The following is a 297-nucleotide window of genomic DNA, read 5'->3' as shown; positions in this document are numbered from 1 at the left end:
CAGGTCTCGCGTCCCTATCCGATCGCATGTCCAGTCTGCGCGCCCTTATTGACAGGAGCCGAGAAGCATTCAGACGCCTTCCCACAATGGGCACGGTGTCCAAGGAGCGGCAACTCAAGCGCCTTACTGATGCGCTGGCCGTTGTTAAATCCCTTCGTGACGATGGTGTTCCACAGGGTACAGCTAAGGCTCTCAGGGCCCTTAAAAATGAGCTGACGAGTCTGCGCGAGATTGCATATCTGGGCGAGCTTAACGAAGAGACGCTGGACCTTACTGCACTCCGCAATTGGGATGTAC

1 protein-coding gene is annotated in these 297 nt (G+C 55.9%); it reads left to right on the top strand.

Going from position 1 to position 297, the window contains the following annotated elements; all coding sequences use genetic code 11:
- Positions 1 to 86: 86 nt before the first annotated feature.
- Positions 87 to 297: hypothetical protein (locus AC1RPN_RS08845; protein WP_481763818.1), on the top strand; the 211-nt coding region annotated here is incomplete at its 3' end.

It is taken from the genome of Dellaglioa sp. CoH-57-MRSF-20 (genome assembly GCF_056781955.1).
This window is presented reverse-complemented; position numbering and strand designations above follow the sequence as displayed.